The organism is Halorientalis marina, from assembly GCF_023028345.1.
Taxonomy (GTDB): domain Archaea; phylum Halobacteriota; class Halobacteria; order Halobacteriales; family Haloarculaceae; genus Halorientalis; species Halorientalis marina.
The window spans coordinates 3,249,888-3,274,760 of record NZ_CP095487.1 but is presented as its reverse complement, the minus strand read 5'-3'; the positions used below and the strand labels follow the sequence as shown (position 1 = coordinate 3,274,760).

27 protein-coding genes are annotated in these 24,873 nt (G+C 67.5%); 16 read left to right on the top strand and 11 right to left on the bottom strand.

What is annotated here, in order from left to right:
• Nucleotides 1-215: 215 nt before the first annotated feature.
• The 3 genes from MUG96_RS16915 to MUG96_RS16905 all read left to right on the top strand — a co-directional run bounded on the left by MUG96_RS16915 (nt 216) and on the right by MUG96_RS16905 (nt 4,702).
• Nucleotides 216-2,909 carry an alkaline phosphatase PhoX gene (locus MUG96_RS16915; protein WP_246984633.1) on the top strand — a complete coding sequence of 898 codons (2,694 nt, stop codon included), beginning with the start codon at nt 216-218 and terminating at the stop codon, nt 2,907-2,909.
• Between the two features lie 68 nt (nt 2,910-2,977).
• On the top strand, nt 2,978-3,706 hold the full coding sequence (locus tag MUG96_RS16910; protein ID WP_246984632.1) for a PGF-CTERM sorting domain-containing protein: 729 nt from the start codon (nt 2,978-2,980) through the stop codon (nt 3,704-3,706).
• A 48-nt stretch (nt 3,707-3,754) separates the two neighbouring features.
• Nucleotides 3,755-4,702, top strand: coding sequence for an AEC family transporter (locus tag MUG96_RS16905; protein WP_246984630.1), 948 nt, complete (start codon nt 3,755-3,757; stop codon nt 4,700-4,702).
• On the opposite strand, the gene MUG96_RS16900 is transcribed toward MUG96_RS16905, so the two are convergent.
• The 4 genes from MUG96_RS16900 to lrp all read right to left on the bottom strand — a co-directional run bounded on the left by MUG96_RS16900 (nt 4,699) and on the right by lrp (nt 8,092).
• A complete protein-coding gene (locus tag MUG96_RS16900; protein WP_246984628.1) occupies nt 4,699-6,201 on the bottom strand; it encodes an MATE family efflux transporter in 1,503 nt (500 codons plus the stop codon). The genes MUG96_RS16905 and MUG96_RS16900 overlap by 4 nt on opposite strands.
• The gene (locus tag MUG96_RS16895; protein ID WP_246984626.1) at nt 6,198-6,827 is read right to left on the bottom strand and encodes a TetR/AcrR family transcriptional regulator; all 630 of its coding nucleotides are present in this window, start codon (nt 6,825-6,827) and stop codon (nt 6,198-6,200) included. The genes MUG96_RS16900 and MUG96_RS16895 overlap by 4 nt, the downstream gene beginning before the upstream one ends.
• A 151-nt stretch (nt 6,828-6,978) precedes the next feature.
• The gene (locus tag MUG96_RS16890; protein ID WP_246984624.1) at nt 6,979-7,458 is read right to left on the bottom strand and encodes a hypothetical protein; all 480 of its coding nucleotides are present in this window, start codon (nt 7,456-7,458) and stop codon (nt 6,979-6,981) included.
• Between the two features lie 175 nt (nt 7,459-7,633).
• Nucleotides 7,634-8,092 (bottom strand): HTH-type transcriptional regulator Lrp, encoded by a 459-nt coding sequence (lrp, locus tag MUG96_RS16885; RefSeq protein WP_246984622.1) that lies wholly within the window; start codon nt 8,090-8,092, stop codon nt 7,634-7,636.
• Nucleotides 8,093-8,218: 126 nt separating this feature from the next.
• Between lrp and glnA the strand changes: the two genes are divergently transcribed.
• A complete protein-coding gene (gene glnA, locus MUG96_RS16880; RefSeq protein ID WP_246984620.1) occupies nt 8,219-9,589 on the top strand; it encodes a type I glutamate--ammonia ligase in 1,371 nt (456 codons plus the stop codon).
• A 12-nt stretch (nt 9,590-9,601) separates the two neighbouring features.
• Here glnA and MUG96_RS16875 read toward each other — a convergent pair whose 3' ends face one another.
• Both MUG96_RS16875 and MUG96_RS16870 read right to left on the bottom strand, forming a co-directional pair.
• On the bottom strand, nt 9,602-10,492 hold the full coding sequence (locus MUG96_RS16875; protein WP_246984618.1) for a phosphatase PAP2 family protein: 891 nt from the start codon (nt 10,490-10,492) through the stop codon (nt 9,602-9,604).
• Between the two features lie 3 nt (nt 10,493-10,495).
• Nucleotides 10,496-11,755, bottom strand: coding sequence for a YihY/virulence factor BrkB family protein (locus MUG96_RS16870; protein WP_246984617.1), 1,260 nt, complete (start codon nt 11,753-11,755; stop codon nt 10,496-10,498).
• A 124-nt stretch (nt 11,756-11,879) separates the two neighbouring features.
• Here MUG96_RS16870 and MUG96_RS16865 point away from each other — a divergent pair, with 124 nt between their 5' ends.
• Nucleotides 11,880-12,299 (top strand): hypothetical protein, encoded by a 420-nt coding sequence (locus tag MUG96_RS16865; RefSeq protein WP_246984614.1) that lies wholly within the window; start codon nt 11,880-11,882, stop codon nt 12,297-12,299.
• On the opposite strand, the gene MUG96_RS16860 is transcribed toward MUG96_RS16865, so the two are convergent.
• Nucleotides 12,300-13,400, bottom strand: a complete 1,101-nt coding sequence (locus MUG96_RS16860) for a tRNA (guanine(26)-N(2))-dimethyltransferase (protein WP_246984612.1) — start codon at nt 13,398-13,400, stop codon at nt 12,300-12,302.
• 162 nt (nt 13,401-13,562) lie between these two features.
• On the opposite strand from MUG96_RS16860, the gene MUG96_RS16855 reads away from it, so the two are divergent.
• Nucleotides 13,563-13,907, top strand: a complete 345-nt coding sequence (locus MUG96_RS16855) for a hypothetical protein (RefSeq protein ID WP_246984610.1) — start codon at nt 13,563-13,565, stop codon at nt 13,905-13,907.
• A 326-nt stretch (nt 13,908-14,233) separates the two neighbouring features.
• Here the strand turns inward: MUG96_RS16855 and MUG96_RS16850 are convergent, their stop codons facing one another.
• Nucleotides 14,234-15,286, bottom strand: coding sequence for an aldo/keto reductase (locus MUG96_RS16850; protein ID WP_246984608.1), 1,053 nt, complete (start codon nt 15,284-15,286; stop codon nt 14,234-14,236).
• A 100-nt stretch (nt 15,287-15,386) separates the two neighbouring features.
• Between MUG96_RS16850 and MUG96_RS16845 the strand changes: the two genes are divergently transcribed.
• Nucleotides 15,387-15,569: a hypothetical protein gene (locus tag MUG96_RS16845; protein WP_246984606.1), complete on the top strand. Its 183-nt coding sequence runs from the start codon at nt 15,387-15,389 to the stop codon at nt 15,567-15,569.
• Nucleotide 15,570: 1 nt separating this feature from the next.
• Here MUG96_RS16845 and MUG96_RS16840 read toward each other — a convergent pair whose 3' ends face one another.
• Nucleotides 15,571-16,611: a CPBP family intramembrane glutamic endopeptidase gene (locus MUG96_RS16840; RefSeq protein WP_246984604.1), complete on the bottom strand. Its 1,041-nt coding sequence runs from the start codon at nt 16,609-16,611 to the stop codon at nt 15,571-15,573.
• A 149-nt stretch (nt 16,612-16,760) separates the two neighbouring features.
• Here MUG96_RS16840 and MUG96_RS16835 point away from each other — a divergent pair, with 149 nt between their 5' ends.
• The 8 genes from MUG96_RS16835 (at nt 16,761) to MUG96_RS16800 (ending at nt 21,494) form a co-directional block, all read left to right on the top strand.
• Nucleotides 16,761-17,672 carry an acyltransferase gene (locus MUG96_RS16835; RefSeq protein ID WP_246984602.1) on the top strand — a complete coding sequence of 304 codons (912 nt, stop codon included), beginning with the start codon at nt 16,761-16,763 and terminating at the stop codon, nt 17,670-17,672.
• A gap of 102 nt (nt 17,673-17,774) precedes the next feature.
• The gene (locus MUG96_RS16830; protein ID WP_246984600.1) at nt 17,775-18,044 is read left to right on the top strand and encodes a DUF7577 domain-containing protein; all 270 of its coding nucleotides are present in this window, start codon (nt 17,775-17,777) and stop codon (nt 18,042-18,044) included.
• Nucleotides 18,045-18,080: 36 nt separating this feature from the next.
• Nucleotides 18,081-18,797 (top strand): Nmad3 family putative nucleotide modification protein, encoded by a 717-nt coding sequence (locus tag MUG96_RS16825; RefSeq protein WP_246984597.1) that lies wholly within the window; start codon nt 18,081-18,083, stop codon nt 18,795-18,797.
• Nucleotides 18,798-18,935: 138 nt separating this feature from the next.
• Complete coding sequence (locus MUG96_RS16820) at nt 18,936-19,622, top strand: RAD55 family ATPase (protein WP_246984595.1); 687 nt, start codon at nt 18,936-18,938, stop codon at nt 19,620-19,622.
• Nucleotides 19,619-20,047 carry a DUF8057 family protein gene (locus tag MUG96_RS16815; protein ID WP_246984593.1) on the top strand — a complete coding sequence of 143 codons (429 nt, stop codon included), beginning with the start codon at nt 19,619-19,621 and terminating at the stop codon, nt 20,045-20,047. Before MUG96_RS16820 ends, MUG96_RS16815 begins: the two co-directional genes overlap by 4 nt.
• 173 nt (nt 20,048-20,220) lie before the next feature.
• On the top strand, nt 20,221-20,499 hold the full coding sequence (locus MUG96_RS16810; RefSeq protein WP_246984591.1) for a hypothetical protein: 279 nt from the start codon (nt 20,221-20,223) through the stop codon (nt 20,497-20,499).
• A 72-nt stretch (nt 20,500-20,571) separates the two neighbouring features.
• A complete protein-coding gene (locus MUG96_RS16805) occupies nt 20,572-21,000 on the top strand; it encodes a universal stress protein (RefSeq protein ID WP_246984589.1) in 429 nt (142 codons plus the stop codon).
• A gap of 71 nt (nt 21,001-21,071) precedes the next feature.
• The gene (locus tag MUG96_RS16800; protein WP_246984587.1) at nt 21,072-21,494 is read left to right on the top strand and encodes a CBS domain-containing protein; all 423 of its coding nucleotides are present in this window, start codon (nt 21,072-21,074) and stop codon (nt 21,492-21,494) included.
• A gap of 231 nt (nt 21,495-21,725) precedes the next feature.
• Here the strand turns inward: MUG96_RS16800 and MUG96_RS16795 are convergent, their stop codons facing one another.
• A complete protein-coding gene (locus tag MUG96_RS16795) occupies nt 21,726-22,844 on the bottom strand; it encodes a transposase (RefSeq protein WP_246984586.1) in 1,119 nt (372 codons plus the stop codon).
• A gap of 99 nt (nt 22,845-22,943) precedes the next feature.
• A complete protein-coding gene (locus MUG96_RS16790) occupies nt 22,944-23,087 on the bottom strand; it encodes a hypothetical protein (protein WP_187695763.1) in 144 nt (47 codons plus the stop codon).
• Nucleotides 23,088-23,125: 38 nt separating this feature from the next.
• Here MUG96_RS16790 and MUG96_RS16785 point away from each other — a divergent pair, with 38 nt between their 5' ends.
• Nucleotides 23,126-24,439, top strand: a complete 1,314-nt coding sequence (locus MUG96_RS16785; protein WP_373221901.1) for an RNA-guided endonuclease InsQ/TnpB family protein — start codon at nt 23,126-23,128, stop codon at nt 24,437-24,439.
• The last annotated feature ends 434 nt before the right edge of the window (nt 24,440-24,873 follow it).

The following is a 24,873-nucleotide window of genomic DNA, read 5'->3' as shown; positions in this document are numbered from 1 at the left end:
CCCTCGACTTTCCCACGCCGACGCCACTCCCGTCGCCTCCACTCGCCGATACACCGTTCTCGTCCGACTGATTCCTGCAACGTGACTACGCTTCGCTGCCGACCGTTTCCGGACCGGATTCGTCTATATTCGGTATATACCCTCTCGTAAACTTATGTCTCGGACGTACTGATATTATAAACGCGCTTTATGCAACGATACGCCGATCCACCCGCATGGTGGGATTCGATAGACGCAGTCTGATGAAAACGTCAGTGGCAGCCGCGGTCGGTGCTGGCGTGACAGGCATCGCGAGTGCACAGGACGACAAGGACAGGGACGCACGCGAGACCGACGATAGCGACGGGCAGACCGCCGGTGCGCCGAGCGTCGAAGGCAGCCTCAAGCGCTTCTCCACGACGGCGTTCGGCGCCGAGATGACCGGCCCGTTCGTCTTCGCCGACGGGACGCTGCTGCACAGTATCCAGCACCCGGACCGGCGCAACCCCGAACCCTACGACAGGGCCGGCGTGGGCTACTACTCCGGATTCGCCTTCGAGTTCGACGGCGACAACGACGATTTCGCGGAGCCGTCGCCGCCGGAGGGCGAACAGCAGGACTACGCCCGCGCGGCGAACGCCGACTTCGAGTACCTGATCCGGGAGGGCGACGAGATCAACGGCGGCGAGGAACGGTGGGGCATCACGCAGACGCCCGACGGCACGGACGTGACCACGGACAACTTCGCGGGCACCACGTACGGCCCGTCGGGCTACAACCCCGACTGTAACCAGTTCGTCCCCACGAACGACGCGGGGACCGAGGGCTACCTGTTCACGAACGACGAGAACAGCCCCGGCAACGTCATGCGGACCCCGATCAGGAAGACCGACGACGGCGAGTGGGTGGCCGACGCGGAGAACGCCATCAACACGGTCAACACGGAGCCGTTCCGGGAGATCGGCGGGACCCGGATCAACTGTTACGGCGACCTCAGCCCGTGGGAGACGATGATCTCCTCGGAGGAGAACTACGCACACCCACGCGTCAGCCTCAGGTCGACGGTGAGCGACGCCGTCGAGGCGGGAACCGGTGAGGGCATCTACGGTGCGAACCACTTCTGGAACCGGCCGAACCCGAATGAGATCAACAGCGCAGTCAACGACAGCTACGACGAGGTCGACGGCTGGTACGTCCAGGGCTACTGGGCCACCGACGGCGTCGAACACCTCGCGTACTACCTCGGTGCCGATCCCGTCGAGGCCGGGGACGGCAACCCCATCGAGCCTATCGGTGACATCTACCCCAACCCCTACCGGTACGGCTATCACGTCGACATCCGGGAGCCGACCGCCGACCCGCCACAGCCCGTCAAGTACTACGTGATGGGCCGTGCCTCCTGGGAGGCGCCGGACCTCCTGCCCGACGAGAAGACCGTCTACGGCTGTTCCGACGGGGACAGCAAGGGTATCTACAAGTTCGTCGCCGACGAGCCGATTCCCAGTTACGACGACCCGATGGACGTCGAGGGGACGCTCTACGCCCCGAAGATCACGAACGACGCGGCGTCCTCCGGTCGGTCGCCCGCCGAGGTCCCGCTCGACGTCGAGTGGATGCCGCTCGGCCACGCGAGCAACCGCGAGGTCGAGTCCTGGATCGCCGAGTACGACGACGTCACGCAGGTCGACTACCTGGAGAGTCACACCGACTGGACCGAGGGCGACGCGGTCACCGAGGACGTCCTCAAACAGGCCGACCTCGAAGTCATCGAGAACGGCAACCAGGACTACATCAGCGACGAGGAGATCGTCGAGTGGGCCGACCAGTACGAGGCCGAGGGGCCGGACGGCGTCGACGACGAACTCCGGAAGGTTCCGTTCCTCGAGACCCGCGCGGCGGCCAAGGAAATCGGCGCCTCCATCGAGTTCAACAAGGCCGAGGGCGTCGACAGCATGGACGACGCCGCGCCCGGTGACTTCATCTACTTCGGTATCTCCGAGTTCAACGACGCCCTGGACGACCAGCCATCGAACGACGGCGGCGACATCGCGCTGGACCGCGTCGACGGCGGCGTCGTCTACCGTGCGGAACTGGACTCGGATTACGACGTCTCGCGGCTGGAGCCGGTCATCGTCGGCCCGGACTTCACCGAAGAGGAGGCGATGGCCGACGTCGACGGCGCGCTCCGTAACGTCGACAACGTCTACACGATGCGGGACGGCCGCGTCCTCTGCTGTGAGGACGGCTGGCGCGGCGCGAACCGCTCGTACCCCAACGACGGGCTGTTCGTCTACCAGCCGCCGGTCTCGGTCGACGTGGAGTCGGCGGCGATCCGGAACGGCGAGAGCGCCGAGCTGGAGCTGACCGCCCACACGCTCCCGGCGGGCTTCTCGGGGGCGCGCGTCACCGTCGAGGTGACCCAGCCCGACGTGGCCGAAATCGCGGACGCGAGCTACGCCGACGCCCTCGGCGTCAGCGCCGAACCCGAAGTCGCCGGTGACGGCTCCGCGATCACCGTCCGGGCGGCCGACATCGAGAACGCCGTCGAGCCCGGTGACATGAACGTCACGCTGGCGACCCTCGAAGTCGAGGGGACCGGCGCCGGCACGACCGACCTTCGAGTCAACGTCGAGGACATGGACGACGAGGCCGGCGCGGACATCGAGGCACAGGAACGCTCCGGCATCGTGATCACGGGCCCGCCGGCCATCGGCGGCGCTCCCGGCGGCCGCCCCCCGACCGACCCGGACGGCGACGGCTTCTACGAGGACGTCAACGGCAACGGGCGGATGGACTACGACGACGTGACGCTGCTGTTCGAGGAGTTCGAGTCCGACGCCGTCACGATGAACGTCGACGCATACGACTTCAACGAGAACGGCCAGCTCGACTACGACGACGTGGTCGACCTCTACGAGGAGATCAACTGACGCCGTCGCGACTCCCGAACGATCCGCGGACGGGCGACCCGACGCTCCGCCCGCCGCCTTTCGGACACATGACACGACACACACCCTACGGCCGGATCGCGCTACTCGCGGTCGGCTGTCTCGCCGTCGGTCTCGCGCTCGTCCCGGCGGGCGCCGGAGCGACGGGGACGCAGGCCGCAAACGACAGCACGCTCGCCGTCGCCGACGCGACGGTCGAACCGAACGAAAAGACCCGCGCCCGCGTGACCCTCGACGAGGTGCCCGCGGGACTGGCCGGCTACGAGGTGACGCTGGAACTCCGCTCGACGGGCGTCGCGAACGTGACCGGTGCGAGCTACCCCGACGCCTACCAGCCGACGACTGACCCCGACATCGGCCCCGACGGTCGCACGATCACGCTCGAAGCCGCCGACCTCTCCGGGCAGGTCGAACCCGGCGCGACCAACGTCACGCTCGCGACGGTCAACGTCAGCGGCGTCGAACCGGGCGCGACGGAGTTCGTCGTCAGCGACCTGCAGGTCGACGCCGACGACGGGAGCCGCGTCGCCCCCTCGTTCGACCCCGGTGCCGTCAGGGTCGACGGGGTTGGCGGCGCGACGGTGACGGCGAACGGCGGCGACGCGACGCCGACCGAGGGAAGTTCGGCGGCGACCGAGGCGTCGACCGGCGACGGGGCCGACCCGGCCGCCGACACCGGGAGGCCCGCGTCCACGACGACCGGGAGCGGTCCCGGCTTCGGTCCGGTCGCGGCGCTGGTCGCGCTGGCCGCCCTCGCACTGCTGGCCCGGCGGGACTGAGCGTCCGCTTTCGCAAGAATTGTTTTTTCGCGTGGTGTCGTCGGTCGCGTGTCCCTCCTCTCTGTCCTTGGCTCCGCCGTGTTGCCGGTCATCGCGGTCGCCGGCGTGGGTGCCGTCCTCGGGCGGTACCGCGGGGTCGACGTGAAGCCCCTCTCGGACGTGACGCTGTACGTCCTCGCGCCGGCGCTCGTCTTCTACAGCCTCGTGACGACGCCGATCACGGGCGCGACCGCGGCGCGGCTGTTCGCCGGCGTCGCCGCGTTCACGGTCGTACTCGTCGGCATCGCCGAGGGTGCCGGCCGGGCGCTCGGGGAGGAAGACCCCGTCCTCGGGGGGTTCGTCCTCTCCTCGACGTTCGCGAACGCCGGCAACTACGGGATCCCGCTGTCGGCGTTCGCGTTCGGCGCGCTGGGCCGGAGCACGGCGGTGCTGTACATCGCCGCCCAGTCGGTGCTGATGTACACGGTCGGCGTCTACGTGGCCGCTCGCGGCGAGGCGGTCTCCGCCCGCACTGCCGTCCGCCGGGTGTTCGGACTGCCGCTGATCTACGCCGTCCTCGCGGCCGGCGTCGTCCGGACGTTCGACCTCGCGCCGCCGACGGACACGGCGCTGATGGAGACCATCCGGCTGACCGGCGACGCCGCGATTCCCGTGATGTTGCTCATGCTCGGTATCCAGCTCGCGGACGCGACGAGCGGGAGCTCGGTCCGGCGGGTTCTGCCCGCCAGCGGCCTCAAACTGTTCGTCGCGCCGGTGGTCGCCGTCGGCATCGCGCTGGTGCTGGGGCTCGACGGGACCGTCGGTCGCGTGTTCGTCCTCGAGTGTGCCATGCCGGCGGCGGTGACGCCCCTGATGCTCACCATCGAGTTCGGCGGCACGGATGAGGGACTCTCCGCGGCGGACTTCGTGAGTACGACCATCCTCGTCAGCACGCTCGCGAGCCTGGTGACGCTGACGGGCCTCGTGGCGCTGCTGCAGGCCGGTGTCGTCCTCTAGTCGTCGGTCGGAACCGTCGGACCGTCGTCGTCGGCCGTCGCAGTCGGGTCGTCGTCGGCCGTCGCAGTGGGCTCCGTGCCCTCGTCGGTGAGGTCGGCGTCGCGCCAGGTCCCACGGAGGAACCACGCCACGCCGATCGCCGCGGCGACGACGTTCGAGACGGCGAACGACAGCCAGATGCCCCGTGCGTCACGGGTCCCGAGGAACCACCAGTCGACGGGGAGCAGTCCCTGGGAGGCGACCCAGGCGACGGACAGGCGGACGGCGCCGAACGCGAAGATGGTGATGGCGGCGACGGTCAGGGTCTTGCCGGCCCCGCGGAACGCGCCGGTGTAGGCGCGGAACACGCCCATAAAGCCGAAGACGGGCGCGACCCAGCGGAGGAAGGTCGCCCCCTCGCGGATGACGCCGGGGTCGTCGGTGAACAGGCCGATGACTTGGGGCGCGGCCGCGAAGATGAGCACGCCGAGCGCGGCGAGGATGAGGAACGTGATCTTCGCCGCGAAGTGGGCGGTCTTGGCGGCCCGCTCCTGTTTGCCGGCGCCGATGTTCTGCCCGGAGATGGTCTCGACGCCGCGGTCGACGGCGATGGCGGGCATGAAGATCAGCGAGAACACCCGAATCCCGACGCCGAAGGCCGCCACGACCGTCGTCGAGAACAGCCCGACGATGAAGAGCATCGCGTTGACCGACAGCGCCCGGGACGTGTTCTCGACGGAGGCCGGCACGCCGATGCGCAGGAGCTTCCCGGCGTAGGAGAGGTCGGGAACCATCTCCGAGAGGCGGATGCGAACGCCGCGACGCCCGCGGAGCATGATCGCCATGCCGACGACCATCGCCGAGCCGCGGGAGAACACGGTGGCGATGGCCGCCCCCTCGACGCCCAGGCGGGGGAAGGGCCCCCAGCCGAAGATGAGGAACGGGTCGAGCGCGATGTTGAGTACGACCGTTCCGAACATCACGAGCATCGGCGTGACGGTGTCGCCCGAACCACGCATCAGCGAGATGAACACGAAGAAGCCGAACATGAAGGGGAGGCCGAGGGTGATCACCTCCATGTACTCCGTGGCGAGACCGAGCACCTGCTGGCTGGCCCCGAACAGGCCGAGGATGTCGCCGACGACGAAAAACCCGATGGCGCCCATGATCGCCGACCCGATAAAGGAGAACGTCACGGTCTGGGAGGCCGCGAACTCGGCTTTCCGGGTCTGGTCCGCGCCGGTGTGCTGGGCGACGAGGACGCTGCCCGCCACCGAGAGGCCCATCCCCAGGGAGATGAGCAGATAGACCATCGGGAACCCGAAGCTGATCGCCGCCAGCGCGGGCGTGCTGAACTGCCCGAGCCAGAAGGTGTCGGCGAGGTTGTACGCCACCTGGAGGAGGTTGGTGATGACGATGGGCAGGGAGAGGAAAAAGAGGGGCCTGCCGATGCCGCCGCTCGTCAGGTCCAGTTCGTCGGGGCCCTTGAACAGCGCCCCGACGCGCTCGCGGAGGCTCATTCCGAGACCTCCGTCGGCGGCGTCCGGGTCGCGTCAGCCCCTCTCCCGCCCGCGACGAGGTGCGTCTCGACGTAGGCGTGGAGCATCCGGCGGGCGCAGTCGATGTCCTGTCCGACGGCGACCTGTTTCGTGCCCGCCCCGTCCAGCGCGGTCACGATGAACTGCGCCGTGTCGTCGGGATCGACCGCGCGGAACGTCCCGTCATCGATGCCCTCGGCGACGAGCGTGCGCACGCGCTCGCGAAGGGACGCGTCGAACCGCTGGAGTCGCTCGCGTATCCCCTCGTCGTACGGGGCCTGTGCTTTGAGTTCGAGCAGTGCGGTCCGGAACGCGATGCGGTCGTCGGCGTCGGAGTCCGTCGGCCGCAACACGTCGTCGATCAGCCCCTCCAGCCGTTCGGCCGGGGTCTCGCCCGCCGGCTCGGCGACGCGAGCGGTGAACTCCTCGTAGAGGTGATCGAGGAAGGCGTGGAGGAGGTCGCGTTTGCTGTCGTAGTGGTAGTGGAGGGCGGCCTTCGACTTGTCAGTCTCGTCGGCGATATCCTGCATCGTCAGGTCGGCGTAGCCGTGGTCGCAGAGCGCGCGATAGGTCGCGCGCATGATCGTCTCGGAGGTGTCGTCGCTCACTACCGTAACTTACTGACTGGTCAGTCAAGAGTCTTCGGCAGGTGCGTTATCGTGACACACGAAGCTTTGCCGGCACCCGTTTCTGTGGCGGTTCGCTCTCGACGGTAGTTGCCGTTGTGCGACTCCGCCAGCGTCGGTGATGCGTTCGGCGTCAGTGCCCCTCGCGGCGCGCCGTGAGCTTGAACCGTAGCGTGCCGAGGGCGCCGACGAGGGTACAGGTCCCGAAGATTGCGAGGCTAGCGTAGAACAGTCCCTCGGTCGGGAGGCCGGCGCCGTAGCCGGCGAGCCACCGGCCGAGGACGGCGGCGAGGTCGTCCAGTACCACGAGCGGGAAGACGAGCGAGCACGCGAGCACCGCACAGAGGCCGGTCCCGGCGCGGTGATACATCCGCTCGGTCGTCACGCCCGCCCGCTCCATCCAGTAGGTGTAGACGATGACGCCGAGGCCGGTCAGGAAGGCAAGGACGGCGCTGGCGACGAACAGCACCCGCAACAGGAGGCTCACGTAGGGTGCGAGCCACGCGACGCTCTCGGGGTTGGTCTCGATGGCCCCGGCGACGAGGGTGACGAGGACGCCGACGACGCCGACGAGGCCGAGCCGACGGCTCCGGCGGCGGGTTGCGACGCTCACGGGGGGCTCCCCTCCGACGCCGTGCCGCCCGACGCGCGTCTCGCCATGCAGTGCCCCCAGTTGGAACTCGGGCTTTGAAAACTTACCGCGGCGTCGGACGGCCGGCCGACGCGGCCGGTGGTCGACCCGCGGTTGCTCCGCCGAGGCCGCCGGTCGGTCCGCCCGGGCTGACGGCTTACTCCTTGACGTCGAGGGTGAACTGCTCGTGCTCGCTGGCGGCGTTGAGCACGACGCTCGTGTTCGACTCCTTGATCTCCGGATCGGTGAGCAGTTCCTTGATCTGGTCGTTCATGCCGTCGGTGTCGGTGAACTTCCCGATGGCGATGATGTCGTAGTCGCCGGTGACCTCGTAGACCGAGATCATCTGCTTGTGCTCTTTCAGGTCCTCCGTGACCTCGACGAGGGCCGACCCCTCGACTTTGAGCTGGAGGATCGCGGTCACGTCGTAGCCCAGCGCGTCGTAGTCTACTTTCGGGGTGTACCCCGAGATGATCCCCTCCTCCTCGAGGTCTTTGAGGTGATTCGAGACGGTCGTCACGGACACGTCCAGATCCTCGCCGAGGCTTCGCAAACTGGCGCGTCCGTCCCCGAGCAGGGCATTCACTAACTTTCGGTCCAGATTTTCGTACGTCATTACTGTCACAGAGACACCCCTCCCTTTAGAATTTTACGAATATCCAATTCTCTGTTTTGGAAGGAATACTTGCGCAAATCAGTAGGGTTTTAGTATCTCGGGTATTGCTGTTCGGTGACGAGAAAAATGACAAACCCGAACGTCAAGGCGGATGGTGGTCTGACGGAAGCAGCACAGGACGTAATCGACGAGATTGACGAGGAGGACGTCGACTTCCTCCGGCTCCAGTTCACCGACATCCTGGGGACGGTCAAGAACGTGAGCGTTCCGGCCGACCAGGCCGAGAAGGCGTTTACCGAGGGGATTTACTTCGACGGGTCCTCCATCGAGGGGTTCGTCCGGATCCAGGAGTCCGACATGCGTCTCGTCCCGGACCCGGATACGTTCGCCATCCTGCCGTGGCGCAACAGCGACGAGCACGCCAGTGCCCGTCTCATCTGTGACGTCATCAACACGTCGACGGGCGAGCCCTTCGAGGGCGACCCCCGCTACGTGCTGAAGCAGGCGCTCGAACGCGCCGAGGAACTGGGCTATACGGTCAACGCCGCGCCCGAACCCGAGTTCTTCCTCTTCGAGGAGGACGAGGACGGCCGTGCGACGACCAAGACCAGCGACGCCGGCGGCTACTTCGACGTCGCGCCCAAGGACCTCGCCTCCGACGTGCGCCGTGACATCATCTACGGCCTGGAGGAGATGGGCTTCGAGATCGAGGCCAGCCACCACGAGGTCGCCCAGGGGCAACACGAGATCAACTTCGAGTACGACGACGCGCTCTCGACGGCCGACAACGTCGGGACGTTCCGGACGGTCGTCCGCGCCATCGCGGCCCAGCACGACCTCCACGCGACGTTCATGCCCAAGCCGATCCCGCGGATCAACGGCTCGGGGATGCACACGCACATCTCGCTGTTCAAGGACGGCGAGAACGCCTTCCACGACGAGGACGACGAGTTCGACCTCAGCGACGAGGCCCACAGTTTCATCGCCGGCATCCTCGAGCACGCGCCGGCGCTCGCGGCCGTCACGAACCCGACGGTGAACTCCTACAAGCGCCTGGTGCCCGGCTACGAGGCACCCGTCTACGTCGCCTGGTCCGACCGGAACCGCTCGGCGCTCATCCGCAAGCCCGCCGCGCGAATCCCGGCCGCCTCCCGTATCGAGGCGCGCTTCCCCGACCCGTCGTGTAACCCCTACCTCGCCTTCGCGGTTCTCATCCACGCCGGACTCGACGGCATCGAGCGCGACCTCGACTGTCCGGACCCCGTTCGGGAGAACATCTACGAGTTCGACGAGGAGAAACGCGAGGAGTACGGCATCGACACCCTCCCCGAGAACCTCGGCGAGGCAATCGACGAACTCGAAGCCGACGAGACCGTCTACGGCGCGCTCGGCGAGCACATCGGGCCGAAGTTCGTCCAGGCCAAGAGCCAGGAACACCAGGACTACCTCGTCGACGTCTCCGACTGGGAGATCGACCGCTACCTCGAGAAGTTCTGAGGGCCACAGCGTTCACTTTTTTGTGGTGCGCGCGACCGCCAGCGGCAGCGCCAGCAGGACGGCGAGCAAGACTCCGTACCCGCCGAACGCGACCCACAGCGGCACCTGCAACGTCTCCAGCGCGACGAAGGCAGCGCCTGTAACCGGGAGGCCGACGGCCGCGAGCAGCCGGCGTCGGTCGGCGGACGGCCCCTCCCGGACCGCCTCGCCGACGACGTACCAGGTGCCCACTGCACCCAGCGTCGCACCCAGCAACCGCGTCCCGTCGGGCGTGAACCCGTTTACGAGCGTACTCAGCACCGCCACGACTGCGGCGACGGCGAACGCCCGGCCCGGCGTCCCGGCGTACCGGAGGACGCCGGCGAGGTAGAACGCCCCGACGAGGACCCCGGCGAGCACGTCCACGGCGTAGTGGACGCCGAGAACGAGCCGCGAGAGGCTCACCAGAGCGACGACGCCGGCCGCGAACCCGAGCCGGCGCCGCCGGTTGTTCCCGTCCACGAGCCAGGCCAGGCCGCCCCAGACGACCGTCGTGCCGACCGCGTGTCCGCTCGGGAAGCCGAAGCCGTCCCCCGTCGCGGCCGACTCGTAGACCGGGCGAACGACCGCTGGGACGAGTTCGGCGGCGACGGCGGTGTCGGCGCCGGGCGGCCGCGGGACTGCCAGCAGTTCTTTCAGGCCGGTCGTGACGGCGAGGGCGCCGAGCGCGAGCGCAACGAGGACGGCCCCGCGCTGCCGGTCGAGTCGGTCGCCGACGACCGGCGTGCGGTCCCCGAACCAGTACAGGAGCGTGACGGCCGCGAGGAGAAACCAGACGTCTCCCAACTGGGTGACGAGCGCGAAGACCGGCGCGGCCGGACCGACGGCGGATTGCAGGAACTCGATCTCACCGGCGCCGCGCATCGGTTAGCCGCGGAACTCCTGTACCCAGTCCCGCAGGCGCCCGGGCAGGCCGACGGCGGAGACGGTGACGCCGACCAGCACCATGAGGGTGTAGAGGCCGAGCACCGACAGCCAGATGACGAGCATCGCGAGAATCGCCCAGCCGCCGCCGAGGAAGTAGAAGGCACCGAGCGTCATCACGGTGCCATAGAGGAGGACGAGGTAGGGGCCCCAGCCGCGGGCGTGGCCCCGGCGGACCCGCCGGCGGACGTACCGCTTCAGGTCGGACTCGATCTCCTCGCGGTGGACCGTCCGGTCGTCGATCTCGGACTCGAACTCGTCGATGCGGTCCCTGAGCGCGTCGAGTTCCTCGTCCCGGGCGTCTCCGTCCCCGGGCGTCTCGTCGTCGGACGCCGTCGTGCCCCCGTGTTCGTCCGTCATGCTCGCTCGTTGTCCGGTCTCTCGGAGGGGTTCCTGTTGTAGTTGCCGGTTGACGTCGTCCGGTGCGGCCCGGTCGGCCAGCACGGCGTTCAGGACGCCGCCCAAAAGGAGGACGATACCGCCGAAGTAAAACCAGGTGACCAGCAGCAAAACGCCGCCGATGACGCCGTACAGCTGGAAACTCCCGGCGTTGGCGGCGTAGATCCGGAATCCAGACGCCAGCACCGTCCACCCGGTCGCCGCCAGTACGGCGCCGGGGAGCCCCTCGCGGGGGGTCACGTTCGGCTGGGGCAGGACCACGTACAGCGGCAGGAAGGCGATGACCAGCGCGACGATCATCGCCGGCGTCCCGAGGAGGCCGGCGAACGCGACCCCGGAGCGAGCGATGAGCGCGCCGACGAGGACGGCGATCCCGATGCCGCCGCCGACGGCCGCCAGCGCCACCGCCGCGTCTTTCACCTGCGTGAGCAACGAGTCCGGACCGCCAGTGCCGTAGACCTGTGCGAACGCCACGTCGAGACCGCGGAACACCTTGAGCGCTCCCCACACGAGGACGGCGACGCCGACGATGGTCGCCCCGCCCCGCCCCTCGCCGCTCGTCAGTGCCGTTTCGAGGACGTCCTCGCCGCCCGGCGAGAGTACGCCCCCGGCCCGCTCGACGACCGCGGTCGCGACTCCCTCACCGCCGAGGGCCGTCGCGACGACGATGCCGAGGAGGAGCAGCGGCATCAGCGAGACGAACGTGTAGTAGGCGAGACTCGCCGCGAGGAAGGTGATCTGTTCGGACCGTGCGGCCGCCACCAGTGACTTCACGACCGATATCGTGTTCCCCGAGTAGCTCACGGGCCTAGTTGGCTGCCCCGGCGCAAAAGAGGGCGTGGCTCTCCTCGGCGAGCCGTGACACGGAAAATCGGTTCGCGGATCCGGCTGTGACACCGAAAACTGGTTAGGTGATGGGCGGCCACTGATGGGTATGCAGGACAAGTACGAGCGGGGAATCCTGCGAATCTCCGCCGTGTTCATCCTCGCCGGCCTGTTCCTGATCCCGCTGCCGCTGATCGGGATGGGGCCGTCCCTGATCATGCTTCTGGCACTGCCGGGGGCCGCCTGGGCGCTCTACGAGGCGTGGCAACGCGCCGAGGGCCGGACTCGCAAGTACCTCTCGGGACTCTGGCTCGCGCCGGTCGTCGCCGCCCTGCTCACCGTCTACGGCTTCGTCATCGGCGCGAGCCCGGGCGAGATGCAGGCGCTCGGGGGTCTCGCCGGCATCGTCGGCGTCATCAATCTCCTGCTTCGTCCGGTCTATCGGCTGCTCCACTACGTCCTCGCGGGTGCGATCCAGATCGGCCGGGAGATGCAAGAAGAGGGCGACGAACGCTCCTCGTGATCACGCGACGGCCGCCCTGATCTCGGTCACGTCGGCGGTCGTCTTGAACGTCGTCCCGCCGTAGTGGGTTCGCGACGCCTCGTGGCCGGCCGCGCGCAGGCGGTCGAGGAACTCGTCCATCGCCATCGCGGACTCGTTCCACCGCTTGGTCAGCCGGTGCTGGTCGTAGTGGGTCGGTTCGTGGAGTTCGTCCGCGACCGTCGCACAGAGGTCCCGCGCCCGGCCTGCGGTCCCGCAGTCCTCGGGCACCCGCTCGCGGACGGCAGCGACGAACTCGGGGTCGTGGGCCGCCCCGAGCCAGATCGGGCCGGCGGTCTGGAGGTGCTCGCCGCACTCGGGACACGCCTCCGGCGCGTCGGCGAGCAGGCCTCGCTCGTGGGTCCGAAAGAGACAGTGCTGACAGTGGTAGACGTGGCCGAGGTCGTCGATGCGGGCGTCGGCGGCCTGCGCGCCCTCCTCGACGCGGAGGTACGTGCGGGCGTAGTGGTCGGAGACGTGGCTGAAGACGGGCGTCGCGGCCACGTCGTAGCGGGCGGCGGTGCGCACGAGGGCGGAGAGCAGGACGCGAAGCCCCATCTCGGCGTGGTACTCGGTGTTGCGCGGGACACAGCCGTATTTGCGGACGCCGCTCTCGAAGTGGGCGCCACACAGCGGCGCGGTGTCGGTGGCGGTCACACAGAGCAGGCCGCGCGCGCTCCGGACGGCGGCGTCGGCGAAGGGGACGGGCGTGCCGAACGGGTCGACGTCGACCACGTCGTACCGTCGGCGGTGCATCTCGACGTTTGCGTCCTCGTGGCGGACCGTCCCCTCGCAGCCGTTGCGGTCGAGGTTGCTCTCACAGAGGGCAACGGCGTCGGGGTCCACGTCGCACATGGTCACGTCCCAGCCGTCGGCGGCGGCGCGGACCCCGCGGGCCCCGCTGGCGGCGGTGGCGTCGAGGTAGCTCTCGGCCGGGGCCGCGCGGTCGCGGTAGGCCCGCAGGGTCGCGACGGTGAGGTCGCGGTTGAGTTCCATCTCGGGGTTGAAAAACACCCCCTCCTGCTTCCCGTCGGTCGCTTCCCCGGGGACTTCGAGTTCGACATCGCCCTCCTCGACGAGCATACGCCACCTCGACGGGCCGGGGCCGTAAGGGGTTCGCTCCGCCGCGACGGGGCCCCGACAGTCCGCGCCCCTGCCCGCCCGTCGGCCGACACCTGCGACCGCTCGCCGCCCGCGGCCGCCGGCATCGAACCTGTTTTGACGCTGGTGCCCGAATATCGCGTCGTGACAGCGGCCGAGTGGGTCCGACTCCTCGAGGACGCCGGCGAACTCACCCCCGAGGCAGTCGACCGTCTGGTCTCGACCCACGGCGACCGCGGCCGCCGCGCCATCGACGCCGTCGGCGAGGAGCGCGTCAAGGAGTACCGAGATTTCACCGTCGTCGTCGGCCACGAAGACGAGTACATTATCGAGGAAGGGTCCTGCCACTGCGCCGACGCGGAGTACAACCTCGACCCCGACGACCCCACCGAGCGGTGCTGGCACGCGCTGGCCGTCGAGATCGCCCGCGCCGTCGACACCGTCGACCACCACGACATGTGGTACTCCGACGTCCGGGACTTCCTCTAGGTCGCGGATTATTTTCCCCCGTCCGGAACTGGAACGAGCCACTACGGGCGTTTACAGAGCGTGAAAAGACCTCTCAGCCGGATGAACCGTCGTGAACGGTCGGGCGCCTTTTTTGTGCTCCCCCGAGTCCGGTCGAGCGGGCGACCGTTCCCTCGACGGATCGGGGGACCGGGGGAGCCCACGCAATCCCTTCCCCTTCCACTTTCCGACGACCGCGAGCGACGCGGCTGGTGGTCGATGTGAAGGCGAAACACGCCAGTTTCTCACCGATCAATCGCCGACTCGCTGCCGGTGACCGCGGTTCGAGCCCGTCAGGCTCTCACCGGTCAATCGCCGGCAGCCTGCTTGTCGAGCCCTTCGAGGTCCGCCCCGCCGACCGACGAGCGCAGCGCGTCCATGCCGTCGTCGCGGTCGATGCCGAAGTTGTCCTCGTAGAGGTCGTCGACCCGCTCCCGTTCCTCGTCGGAGAGGGCGGGCGTATCCGACGCGGCCGCCCACTCGTCGATGTCGTCGGTCGTCCGGAAGGTCGGCGTCACCGAGGCCACCTCGTCGAACGAGAGGAGGTACTGGATGGCGGCCTGGCCCATCGTCCGCTCCCCATCCCGTTCGAGGAAGCGCAGGGACTCGACCTTCTCCCAGCCGGTCTCGTACCACTCGTCGGGGCGGTGGGCGCGGTGGTCACCCTCGCCCAGTTCCGTCTCGGGGGTGACCTGCTCGTTCAGCAGGCCCGAGGAGTGGGGGACACGCGGGAGGACGGAGGTGTCGGCGTCGAGCCGGCGGACCTCCTCGACGGCGTGGCGACCCGGCGTCTGCTCGAAGACGTTCCAGACGAGCTGGAGCGCGTCGAAGCCCTCCTCGACGGCCTCGGTGGCCTCGGCGAGCCAGCCGATAGAGGGGCCGAGCGCCCAGCCGATGGCCTCGACCTTGCCCTCCTCGCGGAGTTCGTCGAGCGCCTCCAGCACGTCGGGCGTGACCTCGTCGACGTTGGCGTTGTGGAGCATCAGCACGTCGACGTAGTCCATGTCGAGCCGGTCGAGCGAGCGATCGAGGGCGGTCCGAATCCACTCGGGGTCGACCCGCTTGGGGAGTTCGCCGTGGCCGGCCTGTGGGTTGTTGTAGAAATCGTAACCGACCTTCGTGGAGACGGTCACTTCCTCGCGGTGTTCGCCGAGTGCCTCGCCGACGAGTTCCTCGCTGTCGCCGTGGCCGTACACGTCGCCGGTGTCGAAGAACGTGACGCCCCGGTCGAGGGCGTGCTGGACCATGTCGACGGCCTGTTCGCGGGAGCGGTCGCCCCACCAGTCCGTGCCGACGACCCAGGCACCGAAGCCGACTTCGCTGACCTCGACGCCCGAGGAACCGAGTTCGCGGTAGTTCATACCCGGCGGTTGGCACGCGGGCCACTTAGCGAGTGCGGTCCGGCCCCGACCCCGCGGTCGGTGGTCAAGCTTCTTGACGCCGGGCGTCCCACCGGCGGGTATGGACGCCGAACACGCCGCACGCCTCGACCAGGCAAACGCCCTCCGCGGCGCGGTCCTCGGTGCCCTCGTCGGCATCGCGTTCCTGCAGTGGGGCGTCGAGGGACTGATCGTCACCGCTCCCGCGGCGGCCGTCTTCGCCGCCGCCGCCGGCATGGTCTCCGGGACCGTCACAGAGCCCTGAGTCACTCCCGCAGGTCGGGCGTGGAGACGCCGGGGTCGAGCGCCAGCCCCCCGTACTCCCGGCGGACCCACCAGCCCAGCAGGCCGAGGCCGACGACGAGCGCGACGAGCGCGACGAGACCGCCCTCCGGGCCGAAGGCGCCGCCGGTGTAGAGGTCCGGGCCGGTCGTCGCCGTCTCGACGACGGTCACGCTCACCGTGATGCCGCTGACGGGGAAGCCGAAGCCGGCGCCGACGGTCGCGTTCCAGGTGAGGTGCATCCCGACGGGGACGGCCAGCCGGTCGGTCAGGCCGTAGCCGAGTCCCAGCAGGACACCGAACAGCGAGATGTTCGTGACCGACAGCGCCGTCGCCGAGGGGTTCGTGGCGTGGAGGACGCCGAAGACGGCGGCCGTCGCGAGGACCGCGAGCCCGACCGCGTGGCGGTGGTCCAGCCGCCACCAGCCGTCCAGCCCCTCCGCGAGGTTGGTCATGAGGTAGCCCCGGACGAGGACCTCCTCGAAGAGGCTGACGCCGACGAAAAAGAGGACGACGAGGGCGAGCGCGACGGGCACGGGCGTCGCGGGGCCGACGGAGAGCAGGGCCTCGGGGTCGGTCCGGAACAGGCCGGTGACGGTCACCCACCCCGCGGCGAGTTCGACGAGGAAGACGACGGCGGGGAGGGCGACGCCGAGCGCCAGCCCGAAGGCGCAGTCGCGCCACCACTGCCGGTCGAGTCGGAGGCCGAGGTCGGTCGGGTGGCGGCGGTCGACGACGTAACTGATGCCGAGCAGCCCCGCGAGCAGGACGGCCGTGAACGCGAGGTAGCGCCCGGTGGCGTAGAGGCCCGAGAGGACCGGGCCGGCGAAGGCGTCGGCGGCCAGGAGGGCGGTGGTGGCAACACCCGCGACCGCCGCGAGGACGGCGAAGGCGACGAGGCCCACGAGCAGGCGCCAGGGCGCTCGGAGTCGTCGCTCCCGGCCGTTGAGGAACGTCCGGGACAGAGTGCCGCGCGAACCCTCGGCGGGGTCGCCGTCCGGGCGCTGTGCGGGCTCGTCGTCCATACGCGACCGTCGGTGTCGGAGCCGTTGAAACCCGGGGTTCGGCCCGGACTCGGCACGGCGATGGTGGTGGTCGAACACGCCGGTTACCGGCCGGTAACGGCGGCGGGCGTAAGGACAACCCATATCAACGCGGATGCCGATGGGGGGGTATGACGAAGCGACACGTCTCGCTGCCACCCCTCGCCGAGGAGGGGTTGCGGTCGTTCATCTCGGAGGTCGACGAACGGCTCTCGGGCGACGAGGACACCTGTGAGGTCGTCAAGGACGTGCTCATCGACCTCCACGGCGACCGGGAGGCCTACGAGCGCTGGCAGGACGGCGGCGACGTTTCCCCCGCCGAACGGGTCCGACTCCAGGGGTACGACCCGTGCAACGCCACGCTCGAGAGCGAGTACTACGCCGAGGTCGCGACCATGGAGGAGGAGTACGAGCGCTCGAAGTACCTCCAGTGGCTCTGGCGACAGTTCGACGCCACACAGATGGCCGACAACATTGCGTTCGCCCTGCGGTTCCGGCAGATGCTCGCCGACCACCTCTTCGCCGAGGCGGGCGACGATCTCCGCCTGTTCAAGAACATCTCCTTTACTTACGGCCACAACATCGAGATGGGCGACAACGTGGTCGTCCACGACGACGTCCACCTCGACGACCGCGGGAAACTCACCATCGGCGACCGCGTCTCCATCTCCGACGACGCCCACGTCTACAGCCACGACCACGACGTCAACGACCAGACCCACGTCGACAACTACCACACCATCATCGAGGACGACGTACGCGTCACCTACGACTCGATGGTCCGCGCTGGCGTGAAGATGGGCGAGAACTCCATCCTCGCGGCCAAGTCCATCGCCGGCACGGACGTGCCCGCTCACCACGTCGCGGCCGGCCAGCCCGCGAAATCCGTCGCCGTCAAGGACGGCTGGGAGAGCGTCGCCGCCCCGCTGGAGGGCGCGAACGAGGACCGCCGCGAGGAGCGCCGACTCGAGTACGACATCCCCGACGACCTCGAGGTCTTCGACGAGTTCGAGCGGGACCTGACGCCCCCGGACGCCGACTGAGACGCGCCACCTTCCTGCGGACTCGTTGCCCACCCGACCAGTCGCGACTCGGTGCGGCGAACCACGGAAAACTCCAAGTACTGTGACAACGTACCACATGACATGGAGGTCTGGGCCTGGATCGCGGCCTACATCGTCGGGTTCAGCCTGCTCCAGTTGCTGGTCTATCGGTACGTCCGGGACGAGGAGGCGTCGGTCGAGGGGTCGTCGGCGCCCGGTGTCGAGAGCTACTCCGCACCGGTCGACCAGCCCGAGCGGGCCCCGGCGGTACGGTCCGACGGCGGCGAGGGCACGCACTGTCCGCAGTGTGGGACGTTCAACGAGGGCGATACCTTCCGGTACTGTCGGGAGTGTGTCTCGCCCCTCCGGTAACACACGCTTTTTGCGCGGGGCCGCCCGAGACCGGGTATGCGGAGCGTCGCCATCAACGTCGCCGCCAACACCAACGAGCCGGGAGTCCGCGGCCCGCTGTACGCCGACGGGAGCTTCGAGTACGTGCCGATCCCCGAGTCGGAACCCACTGCCGACCCGGTTCCGACCTACGCCGACCTCGCCCTCGACACGGCGATCCCCGAGCGCCACCGCGACTCGCCGGTCCACCTCGACCCCGAGTTCCCCGAATACCCCTGCTGTGAGCGATACACCTACGGCGACGAACACGGCGTGAAGGCCGGCCCGCTCTCCGAACTGGCCCCGGGCGACTACGTCTTCTTCTACGCGACGCTCGCCACCGGCGACGACCGGCCCGACTGGGCACCGCCCGACTGGGGCGCGTTCGTCATCGGGCAGTTCCGCCTCGCGCGGGTCCTGACCGGCGAGGAGTACGAGGCAGCGACGGACGCTGAACGCGCTCCGTTCCGGAACAACGCCCACGTCAAACGCGACCCCTTCGATGCCCGCGTCCTGCTCGAAGGCGACCCCGACGGCTCCGGGCTCTACGATACGGCCGTCCCACTGAGCGCCCGCACGGGCGGCACGTCGGCCAACCGCGTCGTGACCGCCCTCTCGAACGACTCCGGGAAGGGACCGTGGTGGCGCCGGCCACTCCGGTTCGAGGCCGACGCCACCGAATCCCTGCTCGCCATCCACGAGACCGGGGACTTCGACCGCTGTTCCGACGACTGAGTGGGCGCACCAGCACGCAGGTCGGTGTCCCCGTCACCGCCCCCCACGGCGCCGCCCCACCCCGGCCCAACCCTTCTGTTCTCAGTAATGAAAATCGAAAGGGAACACCTATGTCCGGCGGTGGGCCTTCTGGAAGACATGAGGGTTTCGAGTGGCGTGCCCGGATTCGACGACCTCGTCGAGGGTGGGCTCCCGGGACACCGGCTGTACGTCGTGAGCGGGCCGCCCGGTAGCGGGAAGACGACGTTCTCCTCGCAGTTCATTACCCAGGGTGCCCGCAGCGGCGAGAACTGTCTCTACGTGACGATGCACGAGTCGAAAGAGGAACTCATCAACGATATGTCGAACTTCGAGTTCGGCTTCTCAAAGGTGATGCGGTCGGACCGCGTGCAGTTTCTCAATCTCGTCACCGAGTCCGGCAAGCGCACCATCACCCAGTTCGGCACCGACGGCGGACTGACGAGCCGGTTGAAAGCGTTCATCGAGAAAAACGACATCGACCGCGCGGTCATCGACTCGACGATGCTCCTCCAGCACTTCTTCGCGGATATGTCAGAGGAGATCACGGGCTTTCTCTCCACGCTGAAACAGACCGACACGACGACGCTGCTCATCTCGGAGATGACCGACCCGACCTCCTATGCGGACGAGCACTACCTCGCCCACGGCGTGATCTTCTTCCACAACTTCATGGAGTCGGGCGGGATGACACGCGGCGTCCAGATCATCAAGATGCGGGGGACGAAAATCGACTGTGACATCCACAAGATCGGCTTCTCCGACCGCGGTCTCCGGGTCTTCCCCGACGAGAAAGTGAAACGATGAGCCTCTACGAGGACCGCTTCGACACCGACTGGGACACGCTCGACCGCGAGGAGGCCATGGAGCGTGCCTTCGCCCTCGGTGTCGCGGCGGCCCTCGGTGAGCGCAACGAGGAGGAGTTCGAGGCCGTCCACGAGACGATGGGCTCGAACTACGACGCCAGCATCGTCGAACTCGCCTACCAGGAGGGGAAAAACGAGGCGACGAAAGGCCAGCGCGAGATCGACGGCGACGACGCCGACGTCTTCGAGTTCGTCGTCAACGAGGAACTGGAAGACGTCGAGCAACCCGACCGCGACGACGGGGACGGCGACGACGAACCGGCCGAGCGCGCGACCGACCTCCCGTCCGCGGTGAACGAGACCGAGGCGACCGACCCGCCCGATCTCGACCCCGAACAGACCGAATACCCCGATTTCCTGGAGTGAACGGTCGCGTCGTGACGCCCCTCCCGCCCGAGCCGCCGGCACTGATATACCACCCGGCAGCGACGGCCCAAGCCTTACAAGGCCGAACGGCCAAAAGGCATTTACGTCGAAACAGTTCCGCTGGGGGGCCGTCGGGGGATGGCCGTGAACGGGACCGGTTTCAGGGGTGAACGATGGAGGCACCAGATTCACGGACGGCTGGGGATGGGATCGCTCGACTGACTACGCTCGCACGCGTTACACTGCTTGTACTCGTCGTCGCCGGCGCCGTCGCCGGTCTCGGGACGGCCGCGGCCGAGAACGTCACGAGCGCCGACAGCGCCGGCGACGTGCCGCCCGCCGAGGCCGGCGGGCTGCAACTGCCGGGCGGGACCGTTCCCGTCGCCTTCGCCGGCGTCCTCGTCGGTCTGCTCGTCACCGTCGCCGTGATCTCGTATCGGGAGCGGTCGTGATACGGCAGCGGTCGGGTCCGCTCGGGGATAGCTTGAAGCGTGTCGCGAACGCAGGCCGCGAGACGGTGTGGAATGTACGAGACGATTCTGGTCCCGACTGACGGAAGCGACGGGTCGATAGCCGCTGCGGAGGAGGCGATCACCCTCGCCACGCCGGGCGAGACCACGCTGCACGCCCTCTACGTCGTCGACGTTCGGATGAGTCCGATCACCGAACAGACCGCCCACGACGACCTGATGGCCCTGTTCGAGGCGTCCGACGCCGACCCGACGGAACCCGTCCTCCGCCGGGCCACTGACGCGGACGTTCCCGCGGTCGAGGCGATCCGCGTCGGCGTCCCACACGATGTCATCACCGAGTACGCCGCCGAACACGACGCGGACCTCGTCGTGATGGGGACCCGTGGCCGCACCGGCCTGGAACACGACCTCCTCGGGAGCGTCACCGAACGGGTCGTGCGGCTCGCCGACGTACCGGTGTTGACCGTCCAGCCCGACTGACGAGCATTTTCATGGGGTGGGAACGCTGCCGCCGTTATTTGTCCGTCGGCGGTGACGTTCCCCGTGGGGCCATGACAGTCAGCAAACTCCTGATCGAAGGGATCGAGACGGCAGGCCCGAGCGCGACAGCGGAAGCGCTCGCCATGCGGCTCGCGGAAGTCGGCATCGGGAGCATCGTCATCGAGGAAGAGATGCGGCCGGTCGGGATCGTCACCGACCGTGACATCGCCGTCCGGGTGGCCGCGCGCGACCGCCCGGCCGACGAGGTGACCGCCGCCGAGATTATGACCGAGGACCCGGTCACCGTCCGGGACGACGCGGGCCTGTTCGCGGTCACCGAGACGATGCGTGAGCACGGCGTCCGCCGAATGCCAGTCGTGAACGACGAGGGGACACTGGTCGGTATCATCACTCTCGACGACGTGATGCAACTGCTCGCCACGGAACTGGATAACCTCGCGGCCGTCATCGAAGCCGAGTCGCCACCGTACTGACACGTAGCAAGCGGAAGCCCACCCCTTTACAGTAGTTGCTGATTCGACTGCGAGAGCTGCTGCAGCGGAGTTGCGTCTTTGGCTTTGTTCGAGATCGACGGTACCGTCTGAGGAGAGCGGTTGCTGACTGCCGGCCAAGAACCTCCGACGAGGAGTGTTCTGGCAGTCTCGCCAGTAGCCAGCGGCGTTCTGACTCGGGCGGACGGCCCGAGTCAACCGCCGAGTGACACGCTATCCGTCTGGAATAGGGCCGAGAAACTGCCGGAACAGGGTGGTCGGGAGGACGGGTGTGCTCCCGACCGCCCGATCCGATGTGAGTAGCAGGTTCGTCACCACCCACAGATTGTAGAGTGCCACGGCAAACAGAAAGTAGAATAGCCGAACAGAGAACGTCGGTGACGACGTTCTCGGGAGAAACTCCGTGACCTTTCGATAGGATGTTTCGATGCCCCACCGACGGCGGTAGGCTTCTGCCAGCGGTTGAGCGAGGTCACGCGTGACCTCGCGGTTGGTGATTAGGCAGAAGTGATCGTCGTCTCGAGAACGATGGGGAACGACGACGAGTCGGACTGTCGTCCGACCCGTCGGTGGGTTCGACCGCGCCATCTCGTACTCTGTGACGAATGTGTCGTCGTCGTGGTCAGCGATGAATCGCTGTACCTTCCGTGTCTGTGGCGCACGCATCACGAACTCGGCGCCAAGTTCTTCCAGCGTCAACGCGAGATGGACGCGGTAGAAACCGCGATCAAGGTAGACGCGATTGATCTCGACGTACTCCCGCGCCTGGGAGACGAGTTGGCGGAGTGCGTCCGCCAACTCGTCGGTATCATCGCCGTCCAGCGCTACCCAGCCAAGCGTGAATCGGACGCTCGGATCGACAATACAGATGGTGGCGAATTTGTAGGCACAGTCGGTTCCCTGGTCGGGATCAGTCCGTGAAACGTGCGGTGTCTCTGTGTCGCCGTAGTACAGCCAGTCGTGAACGTCGATCGCAACGTCGACTGGCTGTGTGAACAGGCGGTTGCGGGCTGCTTCGGCGAGGACAGCCTCGCGGACGCGGTCGAACTGATCGTCGACCGCGTCCGCATCAAGTCCACGAAGATGGTACAACAGTGCTCTCGCTAGCGGATTCCGTGACTCGGCACCGACGTCGACATCGTCACCACGAGCGAGTTGGTAGGCTTTCGCGCCAGCGTTGGCAAACTCGTTGTCGAAGGCAATCCGAGCGAGGACTCGCTGGAAGTCCTCGCTCGGATAGGTGCCGTTGTCCGCAACATCGAAATCAAGCTCCGGAAACAGCATCGACGAGGCGGCACGACTCACCTGTTTTGCTTCAGCTGTCTCAACCATACCGAGACAACGAACCCGACGACAATCGGCTCTCTCCTACTTCAGCAACTACTGTTTAGGGGTGGGTGTGAGCGACAGCATAGCCCGGCAATCTACGCGCTACGACTCGTCTGGATGTTCCACCGCTTCCAACCCCGCTTCGATAATCTCCCGATAGGCTTCTTCGAGGCTCACGTCCTGCTGTTCGGCGTAGTCTTTCACACGCCCGTTCAGCGTGTGCGAGATGTCGATGTTCGGTCGCATTGTTTGTGTCCAAAAGACATTTAGACGCAGAACCACAAATGTCTGTTGTCGTGAGGCGAAGCAACACGTTCGCGGTGCGCCCGCTCTCCGAGCAGGACGAGCAACTGCTCCGCGACGTGTTGGACGCCTCCGCCAGCCTGTGGAATGAACTGAACTACGAACGTCGCCAGAACTTCTTCGACAGCGAGTCCGTGTGGGAGACCGCCGACTACCGCAAGCAGTACGTCGGTGTCCTTGGCTCCGCCACCGCTCAACAGGTCATCCGCAAGAACAGCGAAGCGTGGCGGTCGTTCTTCGCTGCCCGAGAGGACGGCGAGAACACCGCCCCGCCGGGCTACTGGGGCAACGAGGAGGACGGTCGGGAGTTGCGGACGTACATCCGCAACGACCAGTACACCCTCGAAACCGGCGGGCGGAGCCGGCTCGAAATTCCGGTCGGCCAAGACCTGAAAGAGAAGTACGGCCTTGGCTACCACGACCGACTGCGCCTCGAAGTCGCTGGTGACCCAAAATGGGAGGGCGAACAGGGCCGGTTGGAACTGTACTACGACGAGGTAGACGACACGTTCAGGGCCATTCAACCCGTCACCGTGCCTGATTCTCGACGGGATTCACCACTAGCCGACGAATCGGCTGCCTTGGACGTGGGCGCAAACAATCTCGTCGCCTGTACCACCACGACCGGCCAACAGTCCCTCTACGAGGGGCGCGACCTGTTCGCCCGCTTCCGCGAAACCACCGAGGAGATTGCCCGCTTGCAGTCCAAACTCCGCGAGGGTCGGTACAGTAGTCGCCGGATTCGATGCCTCTATCGAAAGCGGACACGACGACGCGACCATGCACAGGACGCGCTCGTCCGCGACTTGATGGAACGACTGTACGACGAGGGCATCGCCACCGTGTACGTGGGCGACCTTACCGATGTGCTGTCGGAACACTGGTCGGCGCGAGTGAACGAGAAAACGCACCAGTTCTGGGCGTATCGCTCGTTCATCGACCGTCTTGCCACGACCGCCGAGGAGTACGGCATCACGGTCGAAGTCGAGTCAGAAGCGTACACGACGGCGGAGTGTCCGGTGTGTGGTGAGCGAGACGATACAGAGCGGGACGGCGACGTGTTCCGGTGTTCGTGTGGCTACGAAGGTCACGCCGACCTCGACGCTTCGCGGACGTTCCTCGAACGACAGGCTGGCGAATCCGAAGTCGGGTCGATGGCACGGCCCGTGCGCCTCACGTGGGACGACCACGACTGGTCGGAGATACCACACTCTCCCGAGAGGGCAAGTCCCAACGAGGAGCGCACAAACCAGAGTACCGGCGACGGGAAACTTGCCTCCGTGGGGACGGCATAGCCAACATCTCCACCGGAGGAATCCCACCCCTTCACAGTAGTTGCTGAAGTAGGAGTGTTGCTAGTTTCTACTCCGATTCACACCGGTTCTGAGAGCCGTGCACCGGGTGCACGGCGATTTCACGTTCGTGAGTTCGCACGTCAACAGAGATAGCAGCCGAATCAGCAACAACTGTTCAGGGGTGGGAGGATGTCAAGAGCCGTCGCTCCACCTCCCGTCCGCCAGTTCGCACCCGCTGCCCGGCAGCGATGCTGCCCGCGCGAACAGCGGACAGGCCGTCACCCCCGCCCGCTCGCACTCGCCACTCACGAGCTGTTCCTCGCAGCAGTGCGCCGGCCGGGAATTGAACCGGATGGAGACGGTCGGCCTCGCCCTGCTCAGCCGCTGCGACTCCCAGGGTTCAATCCCTGGCCTGCTCGTAGACGACGCTCACG